Genomic DNA, 23,404 nt, shown 5'->3' on the forward strand with positions numbered 1-23,404 from the left:
CGCGGCGATCCGGCGGAAATTGCGCACCCGAAAGGCGGCCCCTGCCCCATGGACGAACGCGAGAAGGACGAGCTGTACGCCCGCGACATCTCCGGTCTCGAATGGCTGAGTGCGCCCGAGGCCGCGGAGGACGAGGAGCGCGTCGAGATCGCCTACTTCTCCGACGGTGCAGTGGCGATGCGGTCCTCGACCGACCCCGGCACCGTGCTGCGCTATACCCCGGCCGAATGGCGGGCGTTCGTGCTGGGTGCGCGTGACGGCGAGTTCGACCTGAAGTGAACGCGCCTGGGGGCGGACCGCCGGATTGCCGGCAGGCCGCCCCCGTTGCCGTGTCGCGGATCGGCAGACACGGATCGGCGGACACGGATCAGTAGCTGATCAGTAGCTGATGTCGAACAGCTGTGACGCCTTCTTGTCCGTCGCGTGAAAGTGCTCGCCGCCCTGCTGAACCAGGTCCGCGACCTGCTTCAGCGTCTGCTGGATGTGCGCGCTCCGCCGCCGGAACTCCGCATCCACCTGCAGCATCATCTGGTGGGCCTCGCCCTCCCAGCCGGCCGCGACCTTGTTCACGGCGTTGCGCATGGATTCCAGCTCGCGCTCGATCACGCCCGCGGCCTTCTTGATGTCGCTGGCCGTGGTCTGAAGGGAGCTGTAATTGACTACAAGCTCTCCGCCCTGATCTGACATGTGTCCCCACCCTCTGTGGTGCTGCTCAACGGTCGAGTCGAAATGGCCGAGTCGAAATGATGTGACGGGCAGAAGTGCCCGGCCGGATCCGTACCGCCGGACCAGTGCTTCCGGACCCGCAAGTCCGGATCCGTACTTCCGGACCCGTACTTCCGGATCAGTAGTTGTCGATCCCGCTGGACGGCGCGCCGGAACCTCCGGCAGCGGCGGCAGAAGCGGGTGCGGCGCCACCGCCGCCGATGTCGATGCCCTTCATCCGGGCGGCGATTTCCCCGTCGGTCGCCCCGGAGGCACGGTGCGTCAGGACGACGGCCTCACGCACGCGGTCGATCATGCGGCGCACCCGGTCGTGGTCGTCGTTCAGGTCGCTCTGCGCCTTGCGGAAGGCCCGGTGCGCCTCGCCCTTCCACGAGCTGCCGCCGTCCAGGGTCGCGATGACGTTCGCCAGCTGACGAAGGTTCGCCGAGAAATGTGAGCTGGTCTTGTCGATGGCGTCCGTGAAGGTCTTGAAGGCCTCGTCACTGACCTTCTGCCTGCCGTTCTCCGACATGTTCCGCCTTTCCCCCCGAGGGGCGTTGTCTGCCACGCCCGTGAAAGGCGCCAAATGTCACTCTAGCCACTCACGGTGCATGCCCCAACTGCACACACAAGGCGGCACTTTGACGGGCTCATCCGCCGCGCAACGCCCGGCGGCGGCGGTGTTCCCTCCCCACCACGGCCAGCCCGGCGATCGACGCGACGAGCACGGCCGCGCCGCCGAGTGCGTACGTGGCGAGGCGCTCCTTCCGCTGCTGCGGTGACTCGCCCACGGCGAGGGGGGCCACCGCGGGGGCCCGGACGCCGCGGGCCTCCGGCTTGGCCGGGGCGACGCGGTCGAGGGGGTGCGCATCGTCGGTGAGGGCACGGACCGGATCGACGACGCCCCAGCCGATGTAGGGGTCGTGGCCGCTGGTGGCGCGTTCCGCGGTCTGTTCGATCTGGGCGACGACCTGGTGCTGCTTCCAGTCGGGGTGCTTGGCGCGGATGAGGGCGGCGACCCCGGCCACGTACGGGGCGGAGAAGCTGGTGCCGTTGTCGACGCACTGGCCGCCCAGGGGGACGGTGGAGACCATCTCGACTCCGGGTGCGGCGACGCCGACGAACTCGCCGGGCTGCGAGAAGACGGCGCGCTCGTTGTTGCGGTCGGAGGCGCCGACCGCAAGGACGCCCTTGTACGCGGCGGGGTAGGTCTCCTTGACGTCGCCGCCGAGGCCGTCGTTGCCCGCCGAGGCAACGACGACGACGTCCTTCTCCAGCGCGTCCTTCACGGCCCGTTCGAGGTCGGAGTCGGGCTTCAGGGCCTTCGTCGTGTCCTGGGAGATGTTGATGACGCGCGCTCCCGCGGCGACGGCCAGGCCGATGCCCTGGGCCAGGGTCCGGGACGTGCCCGTGCCCTTCTCGTCGTTCTGGCGGATCGGGATGATGACCGACTCGGGTGCGATGCCGACGAATCCGCTACCGGGGGACGGGCGGGCCGCGATGATGCCGGCGACCTTGGTGCCGTGCCCCACCAGGTCGAGGGTGGGATCGGGCTTCGGCTTCTCCGGCTCCTTCTCCTTCTCTTTCTCCGGCGGCTTGTCGGGGCTCTTCGACGGGCTCGGCTCCGCGGACTTCTCCGGGTTCTTCGACTCGTCCTTCTTGTCGGCGGCCGGGGAACCGGAAGACGAGCCGGGTTTCGGCGTGCTCTTCTCCCCGTCCTTGTCCCCGACCTTGTCCCCGTCCTTCTTCCGGTCCCGCCCTCCGCCCGAGGGGCCGGGAGACGGACCGGGCCTGGGCTCGCGGGGCGCGTCCTGTGCGTTCGCCCTGACGCTCGTCCCCTCCGTCGCCCCGTCCGTCACCCCGCCCCTTGCCGCGTCCTTCGCCCCCTCCTTGGCCGCCGCCTCCGCCATGCCCGTCAGCAGGTCGGCCCCGCTCTCGACGTCGACGGCCCCCCTGAGCTGCGGGTTCCGGACGTCGACGCCCGAGTCGATGACGGCGACGCGGACCGGCCGGCCCGCGCTGTCGCGGCCCTTGGTGTCCTGCCAGAGCCGGTCGAGGAGGATCCGCTGGAGCGACCAGGGGGTGCCCTTGATCGTCTTGGCGGGGTAGGTGCACTCACCGCTGCCGTCCAGATACACGGGAGCGGATGACGCCACAGGGGCAGGTGACATCACCGAGGCAGACAAGATCACTGAGGCGGGTGACGTCGCTGGGGCAGGTGAAGCAGCGCGGGCGGGTGAAGCACCCGCGGCGGACGCGGGCGCAGGCGCGGGAGCGGGCGCAGGCGCGGATGCGGCCGCCGCAGCTGCTACGAGTGCCGCCGCCAAGGCGGCGTTGAGCGCTGTCGTCGTACGGAGGGGCATCGGCCGTCTCGTCATCCGTGGCATCGGCTCTCTCACGACCCCTGCGGCTGCCTGGCGCTGTTGGTGTCCAGGCGCGGCCCGGTCGGCAGGAACTGCGACCAGTTCGCGGGCACCGGCAGCGGGTTCACCTTTCCGTAGCCGAGCCTGGTGCGGGCCTGGTCGGACTCGGCCGGTCCGGCGGCTCCCGGCCCCGTGCCGTCGGCCGCACGGGCGGGATCGGACGAACCGTCCGGCTCCGCGGAGGGCGTCGCGTTCTCGCCGATCCTCGACTTGCCCGCACCGCTGTCGTTGTTGGACTGGACGGCGTAGCGCAGCCCGGTGTCGGTGACGAGGAAGACCGACCCGCTGTTGGTCTGACGCCCCGTGACCTGGCGGTAGAGGAGACCGGAGCCCGGGGTGACGTAGGCACTGGTGGCGCCGTCGGGGATGGTCGCCGGGTAGCCGTCACCGGCCCAGGCGGCGAGTTCGGGGGTGCCTCCGGCGGACATGCCGCTGAAGATGCTGCAGACGGTGTGGTGGGAGTCGTTGGAGCGCCCAAGGAAGTTGGCCTGCCGTGGCACCTGGGAGGGCCAGTGGTACTGCCCGTAGAACTCGTCGTCCGCCGGCGTGAAGGCCGCCGCGCTCACCCGCTCGGGTACGCCGGCCTGGCCGAGCGGTGCCAGCTTCCGGCTGTTGAGGAGGAGCTTCGCGACGAACGGCGAGACGCGCTGGACCTGTCCGCGCAGCACGACGTAGTTCTGCGTGCCGTTGCCGGTGGGCGCTTCGAGGACCATGCCGACGCGGTCGGCCTTGCCGGGCAGGGTGCCGGTACCCGCGCCCGCGCCGATGTCGCCACCGGTCTCCGGGAAGACGATGGGCGCGCCGTCGTGGAAGGTGTCCAGCCAGTCCTTGGTGACCGGCTGCGGCTTGGCGCCGTCGTTGAAGACGGAGCGGAGCAGCAGGTTGTGGTCGGAGGGGTCGGCGGACTGCCAGCCGGCCCCGCCGAGCAGGTATTTGGTGCCCTGGGGGTCGACGAGGTAGCGGGCGCCGTCCGGGCCCTGCACGTAGAGGGCCTGGTTGCCGCGCAGGCGCTCCTCGCCGGTGAGCCTCTTGAGCTTGGGGTCGCGTCCGGCGATCAGGAAGACGGCCTTCTGGGTGGTCCGCCCGCCGGCACCGGGCTGTTCGCAGACGGCCCAGTGCTTCTGCTTGCCCGCCTCGTCGGATCCCGGCATGCGGTCGGGCGCGTAGGGGATGCCGAGCGTCGGGCCGCGCGGGATGTGGCCGTTGTCGAGCTCCTCTTCCTTCACCTTGATGACGGAGGACTTCTCGGGGGTGAGGAGCAGTTTCGCGGAGGCGAAGTTGAGGACGGGGTGCAGTTGCTTCTTCTTGTCCGTCGTCAGGACGACGTAGCGGGTCGTTGACTGGCTGCCGACGATGACGTGCGCGGCCTCGTCGTCCCAGCCCTTCGGCGCGGTCGGCCGGAACATGCCCCAGGCGCCGAAGCCTGCGATCAGCACGGCACCGGCGACGATGCCCGGCAGGACGGCGCGCAGGGGGCGTGGCGCCCCCTCCTCGGTGCCGTTGGGCGAGGGCTGCAGGAAGGCTGCGACCGTTCGCTTCCTCGCGAAGATGTAGGCATTGAGCTCATCCCGCCGTGATGCCATGTGTAGCCGCTTCTCCCCTGGTCTCGGCGCCGGTCGACAGGCACTGCGCTGGGTCCGGTTGTCCTACCGGCCCCCTACTATGCCGGTAGGGATCAACACGTCCGTCAGGGACCTGCGCTGATCCGGGTTTTCGGTCCGGCCCGTGGATACGGCCGGCGACGGCTGAGGGAGCTGTGACGGGCATGGGTGCCACAACGCGCGTACGGGCTCCGGGGAATGCCGCTCCCGGGGCAGGCGTGGCCGTCCCCCGCGCCGCGGTGCGGGGCGGAAGCGTCGGGCCGGTGCGACTGCAGCAACTGGTGCTGGTCGAGGTCGCTGTGGCTCTGGTGCTGCTCGCCTGGCCGGCCGGCCCGGTGCTGCTGGTGCCGGCCGTCGTGGTGGCCGTGGTGCTGGCGCTGCTCGCGGTGGTCCGGCCGGGGCAGCGGCCGATGGCGGAGTCGCTGGCGGCCTCGGTGGCGCTCCGCGACCGCGCGCGCCGGGCGGCTCCGGCGGATGCGGGCACGGACCCGGCGATGGCGCCGGTCGTGGAGTGCGAGCCGGCCCTGCGGACCGGCACGTTCACGGACCGCGAGCAGCGCGGGATCGGTCTGGTCGGTGACGGGACGTTCGTGTCCGCGGTGCTGCGCGTCGACGCCGTGGACGCCCCGCTGCGCCCGCTGCGGGCCGAGAAGGCGCTGCCGCTGGCCCTGCTGCGGGACGCCTTGGACGTCGACGGCATCCGGCTGGAGTCCGTACAGGTGGTGCAGAGCACCCTGCCGGCGCCCGCTCCGCACCTGCCGGCCGATGCGCTCTCGGCGCGGAACTACGCACCGCTGCAGGCCCTTTCGGGTGCTCCTGCGGTCCGCACCACGTGGGTGGCGCTGAAGCTCGATCCCGAGCTGTGCCCGGAGGCGGTCGAGGCGCGGGGAGGCGGCGAGAAGGGGGCGCACCGCTGCGTGCTGCGAGTGGCGGACCAGTTGGCGAGCCGGCTGCAGGGGGCGGGGTTCCGGGCGGCGCTGCTGTCCGAGGACGAGCTGACGGCTGCGATATCCACGGCCGCGAACGTCAATCCGGTCGCCTCCGCACAGGCCGCGCGCACGGCCACGCCCGTGCGGCGGACGCTGGAGAGCGCCCGGACCCTGCGGTGCGACGACCGCTGGCACACCACGTACTGGGTCGCGCGCCTGCCGCAGCTGGGCCCGGGGGCCACTCCCCTGCCGCAGCTCGCCGCACTGCTCACCTCGCTGCCCGCGCTGTCGACGACGCTGAGCCTGACGCTGGGGCGCGGGCGCATACGCAACGGGCGCCATGCGCCGACGCTGACGACATACGTCCGGGTGACCGGCCGCAGCTCCGACGAACTGGCGGCGACGCGGCGGGATCTGGAGCGGGCGGCTCGCTCCGTGAGGGCCGGGCTCGTACGGCTCGACCACGAGCAGGTCCCCGGCATGCTCGCCACTCTGCCGCTGGGAGGTACGCGGTGACGGCTACTGCCCCGGTGCCTTCGGCCCCGACGCCTTCTCCGGGGCAGATGCCTTCGCCGGGGCCGGGGAACGCGCCCGGTTCCGGCGCCGGGCGGCCGCGCTTCGGTCTCGGCCTGCCGGGGCCCCGGCGCGGCCGACACGAGCTCGCTCCCGAGGAATTCGAAGCACTGGCGCTGCCCGTCGGTGACGACGGTGTGGTCATCGGCACCGGTCCGCAGGACGAACCGGCGGTCCTCGGGGTGGCCCGCCCCGTGCCGTTCGGCGCCGTCCTGATCGGCGGCGCCTGGACGGCGCAGGTCATCGCCCTGCGCACGGTCGGTACGGGCGCCAGGGTCGCCGTGGAGACCGGCCGCCGCCAGGTGTGGACCACGCTCGCGCAGGCCGCCAACGGCGGCCACCAGTGTGTGACCTTGCACGACGTCGGGCGGGTGCCTCCGCAGGGCCCATCGGTGCACAGCCCGGTCCTGGTCGTGCGCGACTGCGGCGCGCGGCCGCCCCTCGGCCGGGTCATGACCGCGCCCTGGCAGTCCGTACTGACGCTGCTTCCCTACCTGGGGCCGGACGCACCGCGCCTGCTGGGCAGCGCGGACCTCGTCGGCGTCCAGCGGGTGTCGCCGGAGGAGGCGCGGCAGCTCGGCCTGCTCCTCGGGCTGCCGCAGGCCGACGTCGAGGCGCTGCCCACGCTCCCGGAGACGGTGACGCTGTGGTGCGCCGGGCGGTCGTGGACGTACGTCGACGTGCGGGCGACGGATGCGGAGACGAGGCTGCTGGGCGCCCCGCGCCGCGTGGACTGACCGGCTGCACGGAATGCGAGCAGACGGAACGCCAAAGGACGCGGCATGAACAGCGGCATAAACAGACGGGGCGCGCACCCAGTGGTGCGCGCCCCGTTCCCGCAGGGAAGCCGGAACCGGCAGGCCGTTACCGTCAGCCCTTGCCGAAGGCGAGGAGCAGCTTGTTGGCGTCGGGGCCTTCGGAACTGCTGCCCGACAGTCGCGTGTTGGCGATGATGAGGCGGTCCCCCTCGTACAGGTACCTCGCGCTGAAGAACATGTCCTCGGCCTTCATGGTGGCCTTCGGGGCCTGCAGCACGACCTTCGGCTCGCCGTCGGGGCCGATGCTCACGACGGCGCCCGCCTTGTCGTACGACGGCTCCTGGTACGCGAAGACCTTGTCGCCCTCCGCCCGGAGCGGCATGAGCTGAGGCTTGGTCCTCTTCGAGGCCCACTTGCGCTTTCCGGTGTCGAGGTCGAAGGCGTGGATCTCGTTGCCGGCCGAGTAGCTGTCCTCACCGCCGGTCGGCAGGTAGAGGGTGCTGTCGGTCGCGGCGACGCCCTGGCAGCCGCCCAGGTCGTGACCCATGATCGACAGACCGCAGGTCGGCGTGTACGTCTCCTTGCCCTGGTCGATGACCGAGCGTTCCTTGCCGTCCTTGAGGGCGACGACCGCGCCGCTCTTCTTGTCCCGGGACAGGAGGAAGACGACGGCCGGCTCGCTGGAGTAGATCTTCCTGGTCCCCAGGCCCTTGCGGCCGTCGTACGTCCACACGGGCTTGCCGGTGGAGGTGTCGAGTTTCTCGATGTGCGAGGTCTCGTCGTCGACGCACTGCCACGAGCGCAGCATCGCCTTGCCGCCCGCGAAGCCGTCCACGGAGCAGCCGGCCTCCAGTCCGGGGGTGGAGATGGGCTCCCCGTCGCTCACCCGGAGCATGCCGGAGCCGCCGAACCAGGCCGCCCCGACCGCGTTGCCGCTGAGGGCCATGTCCAGTCCGATGAAGCTCTCTGCGAAGCCGCCGGACTTGGGGATCGGCTTGTCCCAGCCCTTCTTGCCCTCCTTGAGGTCGAGCATGGCGTAGTTGGCGCAAGAGTCCTTCGTGTCGCCGTCGTAGGCCACCACGACCTTGCCGTCGTCCGTGACGTCCGCGGGCGCCGCGCAGACCCTCTTGGGCAGGGCGATGGACCACTTCTCCTTGCCGTCGGAGGTGGAGTAGGCGATGACCTTCTCCTGGACGGTCTTGACGACGTAGTCGCCGAACGCCCACACGCCGGGCACCGCGGAGCCCGCCTGCTCGACCTGGGGGCCGTTCTGGTTGATGAGGACCTTGGCCTCGCCGTCCTGGCGACCGCTGTTGGGATCGTCGTCATCCTCGCCGTCGCGCGGGCCGGCCGTACCACCGCTGTCGCCGCCGGTGCTCCCGTTCTTACCGGGTGAGGCACTGCCGGAGGCCTTCGGCGGGTGCGGGTCGTCGCCGCCGCTGCCGGTCAGGGCCCATACGCCGCCTCCTGCCGCGAGCAGTACGGCGACGGCCGCGCCGATGATGACGGCCGTCCGCTTCTTGTCCGCTCCCCCGGCAGGGGGCCCGGCGGGCGGCGGGGCGCCGAAAGGCTGCCCCGGGGGCGGGTAGGCACCGTAGGGGCCGGGCTGCTGCTGCGCGTACGGGTTCGGGTTCGGGTTCGCCGACGGGTACGGGTACGGGGCGGCCGGGGAGGGGCTGCCGGGCGCCGCGGGGCCGCCCCATGCGGGCTGCGCGGGCGGGGCACTGGGCGGCGAAGGCGGCACGGGGGGAACTGCCGGCGGCTGGAAGGACGGCTGGGTGGTCGCCTGGGCCGGCGGCGGAGCGGGCGGCTGCTGTGGCTGCTGCGGGGCTTTCGCTGCCGGGTCCTGCGGTGCGCCGGTGCCGTCCTCCGGAGTCGGAGGCTGGTTCGGCGGCATCGGTGGGGGTGGGGGCGGCTGGACCATCAGCGCATACCTCTTGGGTGCGGGCCCGTCACGCGATCTGCCTCCCCCCGCAATCCGGATGGAATGCACGAGCCATTCCGCCGGAAAGGAGCGAATCGGGCGCGGATCCCGCGCTGTTGTGACACTCGAGCGGGGAATCTTTGTATCACCCGCCTCCTGCGCCCCACCGGTCCGGTTGCCGACGCCCGGAGGCCCGGGCGGCGTGCGGGGCGGCCGGTGGGGTGGGGGCGGGCCTGCCCCGGCGGTGCGTATGACGATTAGGCTGGGCAGGTGTACGGACGGGGGACCTCATCGGCCTCTCCCGTCGCAAACGGGGGAGACCCGGGCGGTCGGACGACGGGAACGGTCGGGCCCGACAGGCACTTCATGGGCGCTAGACCACACCAGGAGGCAATGTGAGCAGCGATCGGGACGAGATCCGCGCAGGCGGGTCCGCAGCCGGCGGGGACCGGTCCGACGCCGGTCACGATCACGAGCCCGACACCATGGGCGAGTTCACCATCGACTACACGCCACCTGCCTGGTACACGCAGAACGCCTCTTCCGCAGTGGCTCCCACGGCGGGCCCGGGCAGTACCGGAGGTGAGGGGCAGCAGCTCCCCCCTCCCCCGCCTTCGGGTGAACCGCTGGGGATGCCGTCTGCGGCAGCCGAGGCGCGGAGCGACCGGGCGGAGCCCGCTTCCGGGGAGACCGCTGCGGCAGGCGGGCTGAAGAGCCCTGCCACGATGCGGTTCTCCGCAGCAGCACTGCAGGACGAGATCGCGGCACGGGGCGGCGAGGCCGCATCCGGGCCGGGCACGAACGCCGGTGACGCAGTGGCTGCGGCAAAGGCCGACAGCGTCCCGGGGCCGGGCGCCGCTGGCGCCCCGGGTGACACGGACGCCGTGGCCCGGCATGAGGCGGGCGCTGCGGCGCGGCATGAGGCCGACGCCGAGTCGGGCACGGGGCCCGGGCACGAGGCCGCGGGCCCCGATGCCGGGAGCCGCTCCGAAACCGTTGCGGGCCGGACGGAGGACGAGAGTGCTTCTCCCCTCGCCGGTGCCACTGCTGACGACCAGAAGGCCGGCCGGGGCCCCGCAGAGAGCGCGCACCCGGCTCCCGAGGACAGCTCGGGGGCCGCTTCGGCTCACGAGGCCACGGAGACCCCCTCCGACTCCGAGGCCGGGCACGCCGCTCCACGCCCCGAGGGCACCATGCGGTTCTCCGCCGCCGCGCTGCGCGACCGCGTCGCCGAGCGTACGAGCGAAGAGCCGGCGGAAGCAGCACAGGATGCGCAGGCGGCCGCCTGGGCCCCGCCGCCGGTCCCCCAGGCCGCGCTGCCGCCCCTCCCGCCGAACTTCGCCCCTGCGGCACCGGCACCGGCCGTACAGCAGCCTGCCGACATGCCCGCGCCTCCCCCCATGCCACCGCAGGGCTTCCCGCCCGCCCCGGGCCCGTACGCCGCGGCCCAGCAGGGCGGTTCCGCCGTGCCCGCCGCTCCTGAAGCGCAGCAGGCGCCCGCAGAGCCTCAGTCGGCCGCGCATGGGGCCGGCGGTGTCCCTGTCCCGCCGAACGGCCTGACGCCGACTCCCTACCCGCCTGCGCCGTCCTTCCCGCAGCCCGGCGCCCAGGGCGCCCCCGTGCCGCCCGCGCTCAACTCCCCTGCGCCGCAGGACGGCTACGGATACCCGCGGGCCGACGCGCATGGAGCGCCCGTGCCGCCGCCCCTCGACGGCTCCCCGCAGCCCGGCATCCACGGCGCGGCCGACAACGCGGCCCCCGCCCCGTACACGGCTGCTCCCGCCCCGCAGGACGGTTACGGGTACCCGCGCCCCGAGGCGCACGGGGCGGCCGCCCCTGTACCGGCGCCGGCGCCGGCGCCCCATGCCTTCCCGGCGCCGCCCGCGCTGCCGCACCAGGCCGCTCCCGCGCTTCCCCCCGCGCAGGACGCCGCCGCTCCGACGCCGCAGGGCCTCACCGGGCCGCATGAGGCCCCCATGCCGCCTGCGCCGAACACTCTCGCGCCGCAGGGCGGTTACGGATACCCGCGCCCGGAGGCCCCCGTGCCCCACGCGCCGGTACCTCCTGCGCTCGACGGCGCCCCGCGCCCCGAGGCGCACGGGGCCCCGGTGCCCCCGGCGCTGGACGGCCTCCCGCAGCCGGACGCCCACGCCCCGCAGGCCCCGACGCCCACGCCCCACGCCGACCCGCAGCAACTCCCCTACGCACAGCCCTCCTTCGACGGCTCCCCCGCGCTGCCGCCGGCGGTGCAGGCACAGCCGGGCCCCGCGGGCGCGCACGAGGCGGCTGCGGCGCCCGCCCCCGCCCCGTACCCGTACGCCCAGACCCCGTACCCCGACGCCTCCCTGCCGCCGGCCGGGGACGGCGGCCAGGGCGGGGTGCCCGCCGACCCGCGCGCCGGCGGCTGGCCCACGGTGACGCCGGAGCAGCGGCAGCGGTCCGTGCACGGGGCCCCGCTCGGGTTCACCGCTTCCATGGAGCTGTCCTCGGAGCGGCTGCTGCGCAGCAAGCCGAAGCCGAAGAAGCAGATCGCCGGCCCCCGGTTCAAGTTCGGGGGCAAGAAGGAGGAGGCGGAGCGCCAGCGCAGGCTGGAGCTGATTCGTACGCCCGTCCTCTCGTGCTACCGGATCGCCGTGATCAGCCTCAAGGGTGGCGTCGGCAAGACGACCACGACCACCGCCCTCGGTGCGACGCTCGCCAGCGAGCGCCAGGACAAGATCCTCGCGATCGACGCCAACCCCGACGCGGGCACGCTGGGCCGCCGCGTGCGGCGCGAGACGGGCGCGACGATCCGTGACCTCGTGTCGGCGATCCCGAGCCTGCACAGCTACATGGACATCCGCCGGTACACCTCACAGGCGCCCTCCGGCCTGGAGATCATCGCCAACGACGTGGACCCGGCGGTCTCCACGACCTTCAACGACGAGGACTACCGGCGGGCGATAGACCTGCTCGGCCGCCAGTACCCGATCATCCTCACGGACTCGGGTACCGGTCTGCTCTACAGCGCCATGCGCGGCGTCCTCGACCTCGCCGACCAGCTGATCATCGTCTCGACGCCCTCCGTCGACGGCGCGAGCAGCGCCAGCACCACGCTCGACTGGCTCCATGCGCACGGCTACGCCGAGCTCGTCTCCCGCAGCGTCACCGTCATCTCCGGGGTCCGCGAGACCGGAAAGATGATCAAGGTCGAGGACATCGTGTCCCACTTCGAGCAGCGCTGCCGCGGTGTGGTCGTCGTCCCGTTCGACGAGCACCTGGCGACCGGCGCCGAGGTCGACCTGGAGATGATGCGGCCGAAGACCCGCGAGGCCTACTTCAACCTCTCGGCCATGGTGGCGGAGGACTTCACCCGGGCCCAGCAGCAGCGCGGCGTCTGGGGCGGCGATCCTGCACCTCAGCAGCAGCCGCAGCAGCAGGCGGCTCCGGCCGCGCCGGTGCCCGCCCAGTACGCCCCGGAGCAGCAGCCCCAGCAGCAGCCGGGCCAGCCGGCCCCGGCCCCCGCTCCGTACCACCCGTACGCCGCCCCGCAGGGCCCGTACGGCGGCGCGCAGCCGGGCCCGTACGCACAGCCGGGGCAGCCCGGGCAGCAGGGCCACCCGGGACAGCCGGGCGGCTACGGCTACCCGCAGCAGTAGCGCGCACGGAGCGCGCAGCGCACCAGCACCGGGAAACGCACGAGGAGGGGCCCCGGGCGGCGATCGCCGCCCGGGGCCCCTCCTCACATGTCCGATGCCGCGGCAGCCGTCAGGCCGCCGTCTTCTCGTGTGCGGCCACCAGGTCCCGCGCCCGCTTCACGTCGCCCGCCATGCACAGCAGCAGCGCCTCGATGGACTCGAACTTCTCCATGCCGCGCAGGTAGGCGAGGAAGTCCACGGCCGCATGGAGCCCGTAGAGGTCGAGGTCGGTCCGGTCGATGGCGTACGCCTCGACGGTGCGCTCCGTCGCGTCGAACTGCACGTTCGTGCCGACGGAGATGGCCGCGGGCATGGACTCGCCGCCCACGGTCAGCCAGCCGGCGTAGACGCCGTCGGCGGGGATCGCGGTGTGCGGCAGCGTCTCCACGTTGGCCGTCGGGTAACCCAGTTCGCGGCCGCGCTGCGCGCCACGCACCACGACGCCCTCGACGCGGTGCGGGCGGCCGAGGATCTCCATCGCGCCCGCGACGTCGCCCTCGGCGACCAGGCGCCGCGTCAGCGTGGAGGAGAAGGGCTGCCCGCCGCCCGCCTCGCCGCTGACGAACAGGTCGATGACCTCGACCTCGTAGTCATACGTAGCACCGAGCTCCGTCAGGAAGTCGACGGTGCCCGCGGCACGGTGCCCGAAGCGGAAGTTGGGGCCCTCCACGACGAGCTTGGCGTGCAGCTTGTCGACGAGTACCTTCACCACGAAGTCGGCGGGCGAGAGCTTCGAGAACTCCGCCGTGAAGGGCAGGATCAGCACGGCGTCGACGCCCAGCTCGGCCATGAGCTCCGCGCGCCGGTGGTGCGGCGCCAGCAGCGGCGGGTGACTGCCCGGCCGCACGACCTCGCTCGGGTGCGGGTCGAAGGTCACCACGACCGACGGCACCCCGAGCTCGCGCGCCCGCTCCACGGTCCGCCCGATGATCAGCTGGTGCCCGCGGTGCACACCGTCGTACGAGCCGATGGTGACGACGCTGCGCCCCCAGTCCTGGGGGATGTCCTCCAAGCCACGCCAGCGCTGCACTGTGCCCGCTCCTCGCCCGAACCCGAACTTTTGTCTGTCGATTACGCAGGACTAAGAGTGCCATGCCGGTTCTCGGCGCCCCGCATCGGCCGGTCCAGTGACTGTCAGGTCAGGAGACACGGCCGCGCCGGACGGGTCCGGGGCGTCACCGGGGCCGTCCTGCCCCGCCCAGGCGGTGAGCTTGATGCGCGCTCGCGGGCCGACCACGACGGCCCACTGCGCGGGCGCGGAGCGCAGCCAGCGGAGCACCTGCTCCCCGAAGACGGGGATCTCGCGGGACAGCTGCACCATGCGGCGGTCGAAGCAGGCCGCCCCCTCGGGGCTGCGGGCCATGAGCAGACCGGTGCGGTGCACGAGGTCCCGGGTGCGGGCCTCGGTGCGCTCCCCCGCGCCGGCCGCCACGGCGCGCAGCAGAGCGTCCAGGACGGTGACATCGCGCTCGAAGGGCCCGTACTGCTCACGCTCCAGCAGCACCTCCAGCAGCTCCTGGCGCAGCGGTCGCGACAGCGGCGTGCCGGGGAAGGCCAGGACGGGGGCCAGGGCACGGCGCACCTGGGGCGGGCGGCTGCTGAGCAGGTGGACGACGAGCGGGAAGAGGACGGAGCGGGCCGCGGGGCCTTCTTCGAGCCGGCGGTCGACGAAGGCGGCGGCGAGCTCCGCGCCCTCGGGGTGGTGCTCCACGTACTCCTGGACGAGGGCCGCGGCCCGCCGGGCGAGGGCGGGCGTGGTGACCTCGGCGAGGGTGCGCAGGACGTCCCCGGGCCCGTCACCCCGTACGTACAGCCGCGCGCGGTACGCCGCGAGGACCGGTTCGGGGTGGGTGGTCAGGGCGGGCGCCAGGGCACCGGCGGGCAGGTGAGGGTCGCACGCGGCGAAGAGGGCCAGGGCCCGCTGGAGGTGCTTGGCGCGCGTCTCCTGGTCGCGGACGAGGAGGGCGAGCGCGGTGCCGTGCAGGGCGCCCTCCGCGGGGCGCGCCAGCAGCGCGAGCGCGGAGTAGCGCAGCAGCTCGCGGTCGGCGGCGGTGGTGACGTGCTGTGCGGCCTTGAGGGCGTACGCGGCGGCCGCCACATGCCGCTCGATGCGGTCGTCGTGGGCCCACCGGTCCACGGCCCGGCAGACGGCGGACGGCTCGTCCTCGGCGAGGGCGGCGAGGAGCTCGTCGGCACGCGGGTGCGCGGCGTCCACCAGGGCTTCGGCGAGGTCGTCGACGGCACGGTGCCGGTGCGTGTGGAGCAGGACCTGGGCGGCCGTGGAGACCGTGAGCCTCAGGTGGTCGCCGTACGGGGCGGCCTGCAGGGGACGCTCGTCGGAGAACCAGCGGCACAGCAGGGCCTGAGCGGCGCAGGGCTCCTCGGCGAGGACGGTCATGACCGCGGGCAGGAAGCGGTCGGTGTGCGGCGGCTGGGGCGTCTGCCGGGGCTGTTCCGGGCCCGGGGCAGAGCTCTCCAGAGCCTGGGCCTGGTACTGGGTCTGGCCGGGGGGCGGGGCGTCTGCGGGGAGCAGCAGGCGCAGGAGGTCGAGCCGCTCGGCGAGCCCGAGGGGCAGCCGGAGCCAGAACCATGGCCCGAATTCGGCCAGGCCGCTCAGGGAGTCCGTCGCCCCGCTGTCGAAGCCGCCCAGGGCCACGGAACGGGCCGTGAGGCGCTCCGCGAGGAGCCGGAGGGCTCCCAGGTAGGGGGTGGCGTCCGGCACGCGCAGGAGGGTCTCGCCCAGGAGGTGCGCCGCCCACCAGGCGGGGTCAGGGAGCGCGGGGCGGCGCTCGTCGTCCGTACCGGCCGTCTGCCCGGACGGGGGGAGCGCGGCGACCGCGTCGACCAGGGCGCCCAGCCGGCGCGCGAGGGCGTCGGGGCCGGAGCGCCGCGCCAGGAGGAGCAGGGCCTGCAGGACGGGGCCGATGCGGTGGCGCGGCACGGGCAGCGGCCTGCGGGCCCGCTGCCGGGCCGCACGGCGGCTGCGGCGGCGCGCGGCCGTCGAGCGCGGTGCACGGCTCGATCCGGGGGGCGGCGGCACGTGTCCCTCGATCGCGGGCCCCCCGCCCGGCCGCGACGGCAGGCGGGCGTCGTGCTCACCGGAGCCGCCCTCGGGCTCGTACCAGCGGTGGACGAGAGTGTGCAGGGCGGCGTCGAGGTCGAGGTGGGCGCCTTGCAGCCAGTCGGCGAACTCCTCGTGCGCAAAGCGGTAGCCGGTGCCGGCCGGGACGAGCAGGCCCTCGGTGAGGACGGCGGAGGCCCAGCCGTTGCGCCACGGGAAGAGCTCTTCGAAGGCCTCGCGCTCCAGCTCTCCCTGCCCGGGGCCCAGGCACCGCCGGGCCGCCTCGTGCACCTGCCCGGCGACGCGCGCGGCGAGCCTGCGCACGGCCGTACCGCGCAGCGCGGGGCGGCGCCCGGCCGCCAGCCGTACGGCGATGCGCAGGCAGACCAGGTCCAGGTAGGCGGAGAAGATGTCCCAGCGGTCAGGGGGCCTGGCCGCCCCGTCCTCGCCCGCCCGGCCGCCCGGTGCGGTGCCGCCCGGGAGCGCGGCGCGCACCTCGGAGAGCAGGCGGAGGGCGAGCGGGTGGGCGGCGTCCCCCTGATGAATGGCGTCCGGCGGGATGCCGTAGAGAGCGCGGGCTCGCTCGGCCTGCAGGGGGCCGAGGTCGGTCAGGCTGACGCAGGGCGGCAGGCTGCGCGGCGTGGCCGACGCCGTCGACGCATGAAGCACCGTGCGCGGGAAGAGGTCGCCGGCGGTCTCCCAGTGCTCCGGGCGGCAGGCGACGACGAGCCGGGCGGACGTCTCCTCCAGCCACTGGGCGGTCGCCGCGGTCCAGGCCGGCAGGGCGTGTGCGAGGACCGGCGGGACCTCCTCGGGGCCGTCGAGGACGACGAGGAGGGGCCGCCCCACGCGGTCCCCCAGCGCAGCCACGGCCTCGGGGGTGGCCTCGGCGGGGTCGCCCACCGTGCCGGCCGCACCGGCGGAGGCGGTGACGATCCGGGCGGCAGCTGCGAGGGCCCGCGCGATCGCGTCCCGCAGGCTGGTGTCGCCGTCCTCCAGGTCCGCACCGCGCAGCCAGAGCGTGGGGGCCGGTTCAGCGCCCCGTGCGCGCCGGGAAGCGAGCGAGAGGAGCTCCGTCGTACGCCCCGTCCCGGGGCCGCCCACGAGGCCGAGGACGGCGGCGGGACCGTCCGCGTCCCCCTCGTCCTCCGCGACGCCCAGTGTGTCCGGATCCGTGGACGCTCCGGGTTCCGGCCCGTCGGCGGGATGGCGCGCGCCGGGCAGGTCGCCGATCCAGCGCCCACCGGGGCCGCCGCCGGGGGTACCGCGCCAGGCGCGCGGCGGGACGGTCACCACCAGCACGCCCGGGGCCCCCGTGCCGCCCTGGGCGGGGAAGGGTTCCGGGACGGGTTCATCGGGCGGCGGTTCGGGGGCGGGCGGACGGTCGGCGTCCTCCGGCATCCGGTCGCCGGTGTCCCCGGGAGCATCCGCATCCGCGCCCGCGAGGCCGGCGTGATCCTCGTCCGGCTCCAGGAAGCGCGTGAACTCCCGGGCGATCTCCGGCCGCTCCACGGGGTCGCGCCAGTCGCGTGCCGTGATGATCGGGCCGAGGGACGTCGCCGTCAGCTGGAGGGCGCCCGCAAGGTTGAGATCGGGGCCGAAGGCGGGCACCGTGGCCGCGTTGCGCTCCAGGAGGGCCGCCAGGGGGCCGTCCGGGGAGGCCGCGGCCGCCGCACGGAGCGGGATGGCGAAACCTCCGGAGCGGCGCTCGGCATGGAGCGCGGTACCGAGGACGGCCACGACTGTCCCCGTACGGGCGTCGATGACCGGGCCGCCGGTGGCCTCCTCGCCGAGCCGCAGGCCGTCGCGCTCGCCCAGGGAGAGCTCCACCGCGGCGTCGAGCAGGTGGAAGCGGTCCGTGGCCGTGTAGGTGACCAGGGCCTCGCCGATGACCTGGGCGCGCTGCCAGTGGCCCGCCCGCAGCCGGACGCTCGCCCCGTCCTCGATGCGCTCCGCGGCGGCGACGGGCAGGGGGGCCACGCCGAGGCCCTCGGTGCGCACCAGTGCCAGGTCGCAGCCCGGCAGGGGCGTCACCGCCTCGGCACCCACCAGGCACGTACGGTCGCCCGGGGCCAGCAGCACCAGGCGCGCCAGGCCGTCGACGGCCTCATGGCTGGTGATCATCGTGCCGCGGTCGTCGGCGATGAAGCCCGTACCGCGCGGCCTCCCGGCGAGGTCTCTGATGCGCACCAGGAACTCGTCCGCATCGGTCCGCCGACCGCTCATCCGCCGAACCTCCCCGCCGTGCACTTACCCCGACGGTAGGCAGCGGATGATCGGCAGGACCAGGTCGTCTCAGGAACGCGCCCCCTTCCACACCCGCTATTCACTCCGAGCGCCTGCCCAATGGGGTGAATTGTGGGAGCGGTGTGGATAGACGACTGGGAGGAGGGGGATCGTGGGGCGTGGAGCGACGGATGACGGCTCCCCGCCCCACGGTGGTGGGGCATATGCGCCCGGCTTGCCTGTGCAGCGGCATACGAGGACGGGCCCCGTCTCCTCCAGGACCAGGACGGCGCGCTGCGGGCGCCCAGAGGCCCGTACGGCGCGTGCAGCGCCCCATCCGGAGCAAGGGCGCCCCGTCCGGCACAAGGCCGTCCAGGAGCCGGCAACAGCCCTGAGCGGCCGCCACCGGCCGCGGCCAGGCAGAAGGGCACGGCGCCGCGCCAGGCGCCGGCCGTGCCCTCCGCCGGCCGGCTCTAGCCGAAGGCCGCCAGGCTCTTCGCCCGGCCGCCCTGGTTCTCCAGGAGCACCAGGAAGCGCCCGTCCGGACCGAAGGCCGCGATCGGCCCCGTGGTGTCGAAGAGCGGGACGCGTACGCGCACGCCGTTGGCGAGCAGGCGCGCCTGCTCCTCCGTGACGTCCCAGCGCTGGAAGGCCGCAGCGGCCGCCTCGGCGACGGGCATGATCGTCAGCTCCTCCTGGAGCTGGTCCAGCGTGCGGGCCTCGCCCAGCCCGTACGGGCCGACGCGCGTCCGCCGCAGGGCGGTGAGGTGGCCCCCCACGCCCGTGTCGGCGCCCAGGTCGCGCGCGAGGGCGCGCACGTACGTCCCGGAGGAGCAGACGACGGAGACCAGCAGGTCCTGCACGGGGGTGCCGTCCGCGGCCTCCGCAGGGGTCACGGCGTGGACGGCGAACGACGAGACGGTGACCGGCCGGGCCGGGATCTCGAAGTCCTCGCCCTCGCGCGCCCGCTTGTACGACCGCTTGCCGTCGATCTTGATCGCGCTGACCTTCGACGGGACCTGCATGATCGCGCCGGTGAGCTTGGCGACACCCGCGTCGATCGCCTCACGGGTGACCGCGGAGGCGTCCGCCGAGGAGGTGATGTCGCCCTCGGCGTCGTCCGTGACGGTGTTCTGCCCCAGGCGGATCGTCGCGACGTACTCCTTCTCGGTCAGCGCGAGGTGGCCGAGAAGCTTCGTCGCCCGCTCGATGCCAAGGACGAGGACGCCCGTCGCCATGGGGTCGAGCGTCCCCGCGTGCCCCACGCGGCGCGTCCGCGCGATGCCGCGCATCTTCGCGACGACGTCGTGCGAGGTGAAGCCGGCCGGCTTGTCGACGATGACAAGGCCGTCCGGCGGGGTCTCCTTGTGCTTCATTCGCCGGCAGCGTCCTTGTCGTCCTCGTCCTCGCCCGGCTTGCGGTACGGGTCGGCCTCGCCCGCGTACGCCGCGCCCGAGGACGCCTGGCGCACCTTGGCGTCGGAGGCCCGGGCCTGGTCGAGGAGGTCCTCGATGGTGCGGGCGTTCTCCGGCAGGGCGTCCGCCACGAACGTCAGGGTCGGCGTGAACTTGATGCCGGCCGCGCGGCCGACCTCCGAGCGCAGGATGCCCTTGGCGCTCTCCAGCCCCGCGGCCGCGCTCGCGCGCTCCTCGTCGTCGCCGTAGACCGTGTAGAAGACCGTAGCCTCCCGCAGGTCGCCGGTGACCCGGGTGTCCGTGATGGTCACATGCGAGCCGAGCCGCGGGTCCTTGATTCCGCGCTGCAGCTTCTGGGCGATCACCTCGCGGATGAGGTCCGCCAGCCTTTTCGCACGCGCGTTGTCGGCCACTGGTCCGTCTCCTTCTTCTTGTCCATTGTGCTTGTGGCGCCGCTGACGCGCTCAGTCGTCGTGGTCGCCGTGGAACCGCCGCCTGACCGAGAGCAGCTCCACTTCGGGACGTGCGGCGACCCAGCGCTCGCAGCGGTCCAGTAGGTCGGTGAGGTGCCCCGCGTCCCCGGAGACCGCCGCCAGGCCGATCGTCGCCCGGCGGTAGAGGTCCTGGTCGCCGACCTCCGCCACACTCACCGCGTACTTGCGGTGCAGCTCGGCGACGATCGGGCGGACGACGGAGCGCTTCTCCTTCAGCGATCGGACGTCGCCGAGGAGAAGGTCGAAGGACAGAGTCCCTGCATACATACGTGACGGGTGAAGCCCACCCGGGAGGCGTGAGGTTTACCTGTGGTGTACGGCTCTTCGAACCGTACACGCAACGGCCGGGGCCGATCGACGGAATATGCTCCGCCGACCGGCCCCGGGGTCGATCCCGCCCGTCGCCCGACCACCACCCCTGGTGGACCGCGCTTCGCGCGGGCAGCTACACGATCAGCCGCGCGGCTTCTCGCGCATCTCGTACGTCGCGATGACGTCGTCGATCTTGATGTCGTTGAAGTTTCCGAGGTTGATACCGCCCTCGAAGCCTTCGCGGATCTCCGTGACGTCGTCCTTGAAACGACGCAGACCGACGATGTTGAGCTCCTCCGCGATGACCTTGCCGTCGCGGATGAGGCGCGCCTTGGTGTTGCGCTTGACCTCGCCGGAGCGGATGAGAACACCCGCGATGTTGCCCAGCTTGGACGAGCGGAAGATCTCGCGGATCTCCGCCGTACCGAGCTCGACCTCTTCGTACTCCGGCTTCAGCATGCCCTTGAGGGCCGCCTCGATCTCCTCGATCGCCTGGTAGATGACCGAGTAGTACCGGACGTCGACGCCCTCGCGCTCGGCCATCTGCGTGGCACGGCCCTCGGCGCGGACGTTGAAGCCGATGACGATGGCGTCGGAGCCGGTCGCCAGGTTGATGTCGGACTCGGTGACCGCACCCACACCGCGGTGCAGGATCCGGATCTCGACCTCTTCGCCGACGTCGAGCTGGAGCAGCGAGGACTCGAGAGCCTCCACCGAACCGGACGCGTCGCCCTTGATGATGATGTTGAGGTCCTGGACCAGACCGGCCTTGAGCACCTTGTCGAGGTCCTCGAGGGACACCCGGCGGGTGCGCTTGGCGAAGGCGGCGTTGCGCTCACGCGCAGCGCGCTTCTCGGCGATCTGGCGGGCCGTACGGTCCTCGTCGACGACGAGGAAGTTGTCGCCCGCACCCGGAACGTTGGTGAGACCAAGGACGAGGACGGGGGTCGACGGACCCGCTTCCTCGACGTTCTGGCCCTTGTCGTCGAGCATGGCGCGGACACGGCCGTAGGCGTCACCGGCGACCATCGTGTCACCGACGCGGAGGGTACCGCGCTGGACGAGCACGGTGGCCACGGCACCGCGACCGCGGTCGAGGTGGGCCTCGATCGCAATACCCTGCGCGTCCTGCTCCGCGTTGGCGCGCAGGTCGAGCGCGGCGTCGGCGGTGAGGACGACGGCCTCGAGCAGCTTGTCGATGTTCAGACCCTGCTTGGCGGAGATGTCGACGAACATCGTGTCGCCGCCGTACTCCTCGGCCACCAGACCGAACTCGGTGAGCTGACCGCGCACCTTGGTCGGGTCGGCGCCCTCGACGTCGATCTTGTTGACCGCGACCACGATCGGCACGTCGGCCGCCTTGGCGTGGTTCAGGGCCTCGATCGTCTGCGGCATGACACCGTCGTTGGCCGCCACCACGAGGATCGCGATGTCGGTCGACTTGGCACCACGGGCACGCATGGCGGTGAACGCCTCGTGACCCGGGGTGTCGATGAAGGTGATCTTGCGCTCTTCGTCGTTGACGTCGGTGGAGACCTGGTAGGCACCGATGTGCTGGGTGATGCCACCGGCCTCGCCCGCGACCACGTTGGTCTTGCGGATCGCGTCGAGGAGTCGCGTCTTACCGTGGTCGACGTGACCCATGACGGTCACGACCGGCGGACGCGCGACGAGCATCTCCTCGCCGCCCTCGTTCTCACCGAACTCGATGTCGAACGACTCGAGCAGCTCGCGGTCCTCCTCCTCGGGGCTGACGATCTGAACCGTGTAGTTCATCTCGCCGCCGAGGAGCTGCAGCGTCTCGTCCGAGACGGACTGCGTGGCCGTGACCATCTCGCCGAGGTTCATCATCACGGCGACGAGCGACGCCGGGTTGGCGCCGATCTTCTCCGCGAAGTCGGTGAGGGAGGCACCGCGCGACAGGCGAATGGTCTCGCCGCCGCCGCGGGGCAGCATCACGCCGCCGACGGACGGGGCCTGCATGGCCTCGTACTCCTGGCGCCTCTGGCGCTTGGACTTGCGGCCACGACGGGCCGGACCGCCGGGACGGCCGAAGGCACCCTGCGTGCCGCCACGGGCACCCGGGCCGCCGGGACGACCGCCGAAGCCCGGACGACCGCCGCCGAAGCCTCCGCCGCCACCGGGGGCACCGCCACCGGGACGACCGGCGAAGCCGCCGCCGCCACCGGGACGACCGCCGCCGCCGGGACCGGCCGGACGACCGGCGAAGCCGGGACGACCGGCACCGCCGCCGGGACGACCGGCACCGCCGCCGGGACCGCGACCGCCGCCACCGGGGCCCGGACGCGGGCCGGCAGCCGGACGCTGCGGCATCATGCCCGGGTTCGGGCGGTTACCGGAGGGAGCGCCACCGGGACGCGGGGCGCCACCGGGGGCACCCTGCGGACGGGGCATGCCGCCCGGGGTCGGACGGGCGCCGCCCGGACCCTGCGGACGGGGAGCACCGCCGGGACCGCCCTGCGGACGCGGAGCGCCCGGAGCACCCTGGCCGCCGGGGCGCGGCGCGCCACCGGGACGGGGGGCCTGCGGACGGGCCATGCCCGTGGAGCCACCGGAGGTGAAGGGGTTGTTGCCCGGACGGGGACCGGCCGGACGGGCGCCACCGGGACGCGGGGCACGCTCGCCCGCACCACCGGGACGCGGGGCGCGCTCGGGGCGGCCGCCGTCACGCTGGCCGGCGGGACCGGGGCGGGCGCCACCGGGACGCGGACCGGGCGTCGCACCGGGGCGCGGCGCGGCGGGACGCTCCGCGGCCGGACGCTCGGCAGCCGGACGCTCCGTGGCCGGCGCGGAGAACTCCGCGACGGGCACCGGGGTGACCGGGGCCGGCTTGGCCGGAGCCGCCGGGGCAGGCTTGGGACCCGGACGCGGGCCGGGAGCCGGCGCGGCCGGGGACGGCTTGGGGGCAGCTGCCTCCGCCGCCGGCTTGGGGGCGGCGGGACGGGGCGCACCCGGAGTGGGGGCACCCGGCTTGGGGGCCGCGGCCTTACGCGGCGCCGCGGGCTTCGCACCGGGCTTGCCGGCGCCGCCGGGACCCTGCAGTGCGTCTGTCAACTTGCGGACAACCGGCGCCTCGATCGTCGAGGACGCCGAACGGACGAATTCACCAAGTTCTTGGAGCTTGGCCATGACGACCTTGCTCTCCACTCCGAACTCCTTGGCGAGTTCGTATACCCGGACCTTAGCCACTTCGCTCCTTCTAGGTCCGGGGTGTCCACCGGACCGTCGCTACTTCATGGGCGTACTCATCGCGTACTCATCGAGTGCTCATCGCAATCTCGACCT

Annotated in this window: 15 protein-coding genes; 4 read left to right on the forward strand and 11 right to left on the reverse strand. The window is 73.5% G+C overall.

The genetic code is table 11. From position 1 onward, the window contains the following. Positions 1 to 48: 48 nt before the first annotated feature. Positions 49 to 279 carry a DUF397 domain-containing protein gene (locus tag IE241_RS13070; protein ID WP_190021888.1) on the forward strand — a complete coding sequence of 77 codons (231 nt, stop codon included), beginning with the start codon at positions 49 to 51 and terminating at the stop codon, positions 277 to 279. A 99-nt stretch (positions 280 to 378) separates the two neighbouring features. On the opposite strand, the gene IE241_RS13075 is transcribed toward IE241_RS13070, so the two are convergent. The 4 genes from IE241_RS13075 to eccB form a co-directional block, all read right to left on the reverse strand. Next, positions 379 to 687: a WXG100 family type VII secretion target gene (locus IE241_RS13075; protein WP_190021889.1), complete on the reverse strand. Its 309-nt coding sequence runs from the start codon at positions 685 to 687 to the stop codon at positions 379 to 381. Between the two features lie 157 nt (positions 688 to 844). Continuing rightward, the gene (locus tag IE241_RS13080) at positions 845 to 1,237 is read right to left on the reverse strand and encodes a WXG100 family type VII secretion target (RefSeq protein ID WP_190021890.1); all 393 of its coding nucleotides are present in this window, start codon (positions 1,235 to 1,237) and stop codon (positions 845 to 847) included. A gap of 118 nt (positions 1,238 to 1,355) precedes the next feature. Next, on the reverse strand, positions 1,356 to 3,092 hold the full coding sequence (gene mycP, locus IE241_RS13085; protein ID WP_308433675.1) for a type VII secretion-associated serine protease mycosin: 1,737 nt from the start codon (positions 3,090 to 3,092) through the stop codon (positions 1,356 to 1,358). An 8-nt stretch (positions 3,093 to 3,100) separates the two neighbouring features. Further along, entirely contained in the window at positions 3,101 to 4,711 is a 1,611-nt protein-coding gene (gene eccB / locus IE241_RS13090) for a type VII secretion protein EccB (protein WP_190021891.1), read from the reverse strand. Between the two features lie 182 nt (positions 4,712 to 4,893). Between eccB and eccE the strand changes: the two genes are divergently transcribed. After that, a complete protein-coding gene (gene eccE, locus IE241_RS13095; RefSeq protein WP_190021892.1) occupies positions 4,894 to 6,174 on the forward strand; it encodes a type VII secretion protein EccE in 1,281 nt (426 codons plus the stop codon). A 47-nt stretch (positions 6,175 to 6,221) separates the two neighbouring features. Further along, positions 6,222 to 6,968, forward strand: a complete 747-nt coding sequence (locus tag IE241_RS13100; RefSeq protein WP_190021893.1) for a hypothetical protein — start codon at positions 6,222 to 6,224, stop codon at positions 6,966 to 6,968. Between the two features lie 133 nt (positions 6,969 to 7,101). On the opposite strand, the gene IE241_RS13105 is transcribed toward IE241_RS13100, so the two are convergent. Then, a complete protein-coding gene (locus IE241_RS13105; RefSeq protein WP_190021894.1) occupies positions 7,102 to 8,733 on the reverse strand; it encodes an outer membrane protein assembly factor BamB family protein in 1,632 nt (543 codons plus the stop codon). 575 nt (positions 8,734 to 9,308) lie between these two features. Between IE241_RS13105 and IE241_RS13110 the strand changes: the two genes are divergently transcribed. Next, positions 9,309 to 12,551: an SCO5717 family growth-regulating ATPase gene (locus IE241_RS13110; protein ID WP_229899203.1), complete on the forward strand. Its 3,243-nt coding sequence runs from the start codon at positions 9,309 to 9,311 to the stop codon at positions 12,549 to 12,551. Positions 12,552 to 12,660: 109 nt separating this feature from the next. Here IE241_RS13110 and IE241_RS13115 read toward each other — a convergent pair whose 3' ends face one another. The 6 genes from IE241_RS13115 to infB all read right to left on the reverse strand — a co-directional run bounded on the left by IE241_RS13115 (position 12,661) and on the right by infB (position 23,308). Continuing rightward, complete coding sequence (locus IE241_RS13115; RefSeq protein ID WP_190021895.1) at positions 12,661 to 13,620, reverse strand: bifunctional riboflavin kinase/FAD synthetase; 960 nt, start codon at positions 13,618 to 13,620, stop codon at positions 12,661 to 12,663. Between the two features lie 51 nt (positions 13,621 to 13,671). Beyond that, positions 13,672 to 17,877, reverse strand: coding sequence for a S1 family serine peptidase (locus tag IE241_RS13120; RefSeq protein WP_190021896.1), 4,206 nt, complete (start codon positions 17,875 to 17,877; stop codon positions 13,672 to 13,674). Between the two features lie 473 nt (positions 17,878 to 18,350). After that, positions 18,351 to 19,253, reverse strand: coding sequence for a tRNA pseudouridine(55) synthase TruB (gene truB / locus IE241_RS13125; RefSeq protein ID WP_190021897.1), 903 nt, complete (start codon positions 19,251 to 19,253; stop codon positions 18,351 to 18,353). After that, positions 19,250 to 19,705: a 30S ribosome-binding factor RbfA gene (gene rbfA, locus IE241_RS13130; protein WP_190021898.1), complete on the reverse strand. Its 456-nt coding sequence runs from the start codon at positions 19,703 to 19,705 to the stop codon at positions 19,250 to 19,252. The genes truB and rbfA overlap by 4 nt, the downstream gene beginning before the upstream one ends. Positions 19,706 to 19,756: 51 nt before the next feature. Beyond that, positions 19,757 to 20,053, reverse strand: coding sequence for a DUF503 domain-containing protein (locus IE241_RS13135; RefSeq protein ID WP_058046532.1), 297 nt, complete (start codon positions 20,051 to 20,053; stop codon positions 19,757 to 19,759). Between the two features lie 186 nt (positions 20,054 to 20,239). Then, on the reverse strand, positions 20,240 to 23,308 hold the full coding sequence (gene infB / locus IE241_RS13140; protein ID WP_190021899.1) for a translation initiation factor IF-2: 3,069 nt from the start codon (positions 23,306 to 23,308) through the stop codon (positions 20,240 to 20,242). Positions 23,309 to 23,404: the final 96 nt, after the last annotated feature.

It is taken from the genome of Streptomyces hiroshimensis, from assembly GCF_014650335.1.
Taxonomy (GTDB): domain Bacteria; phylum Actinomycetota; class Actinomycetes; order Streptomycetales; family Streptomycetaceae; genus Streptomyces; species Streptomyces hiroshimensis.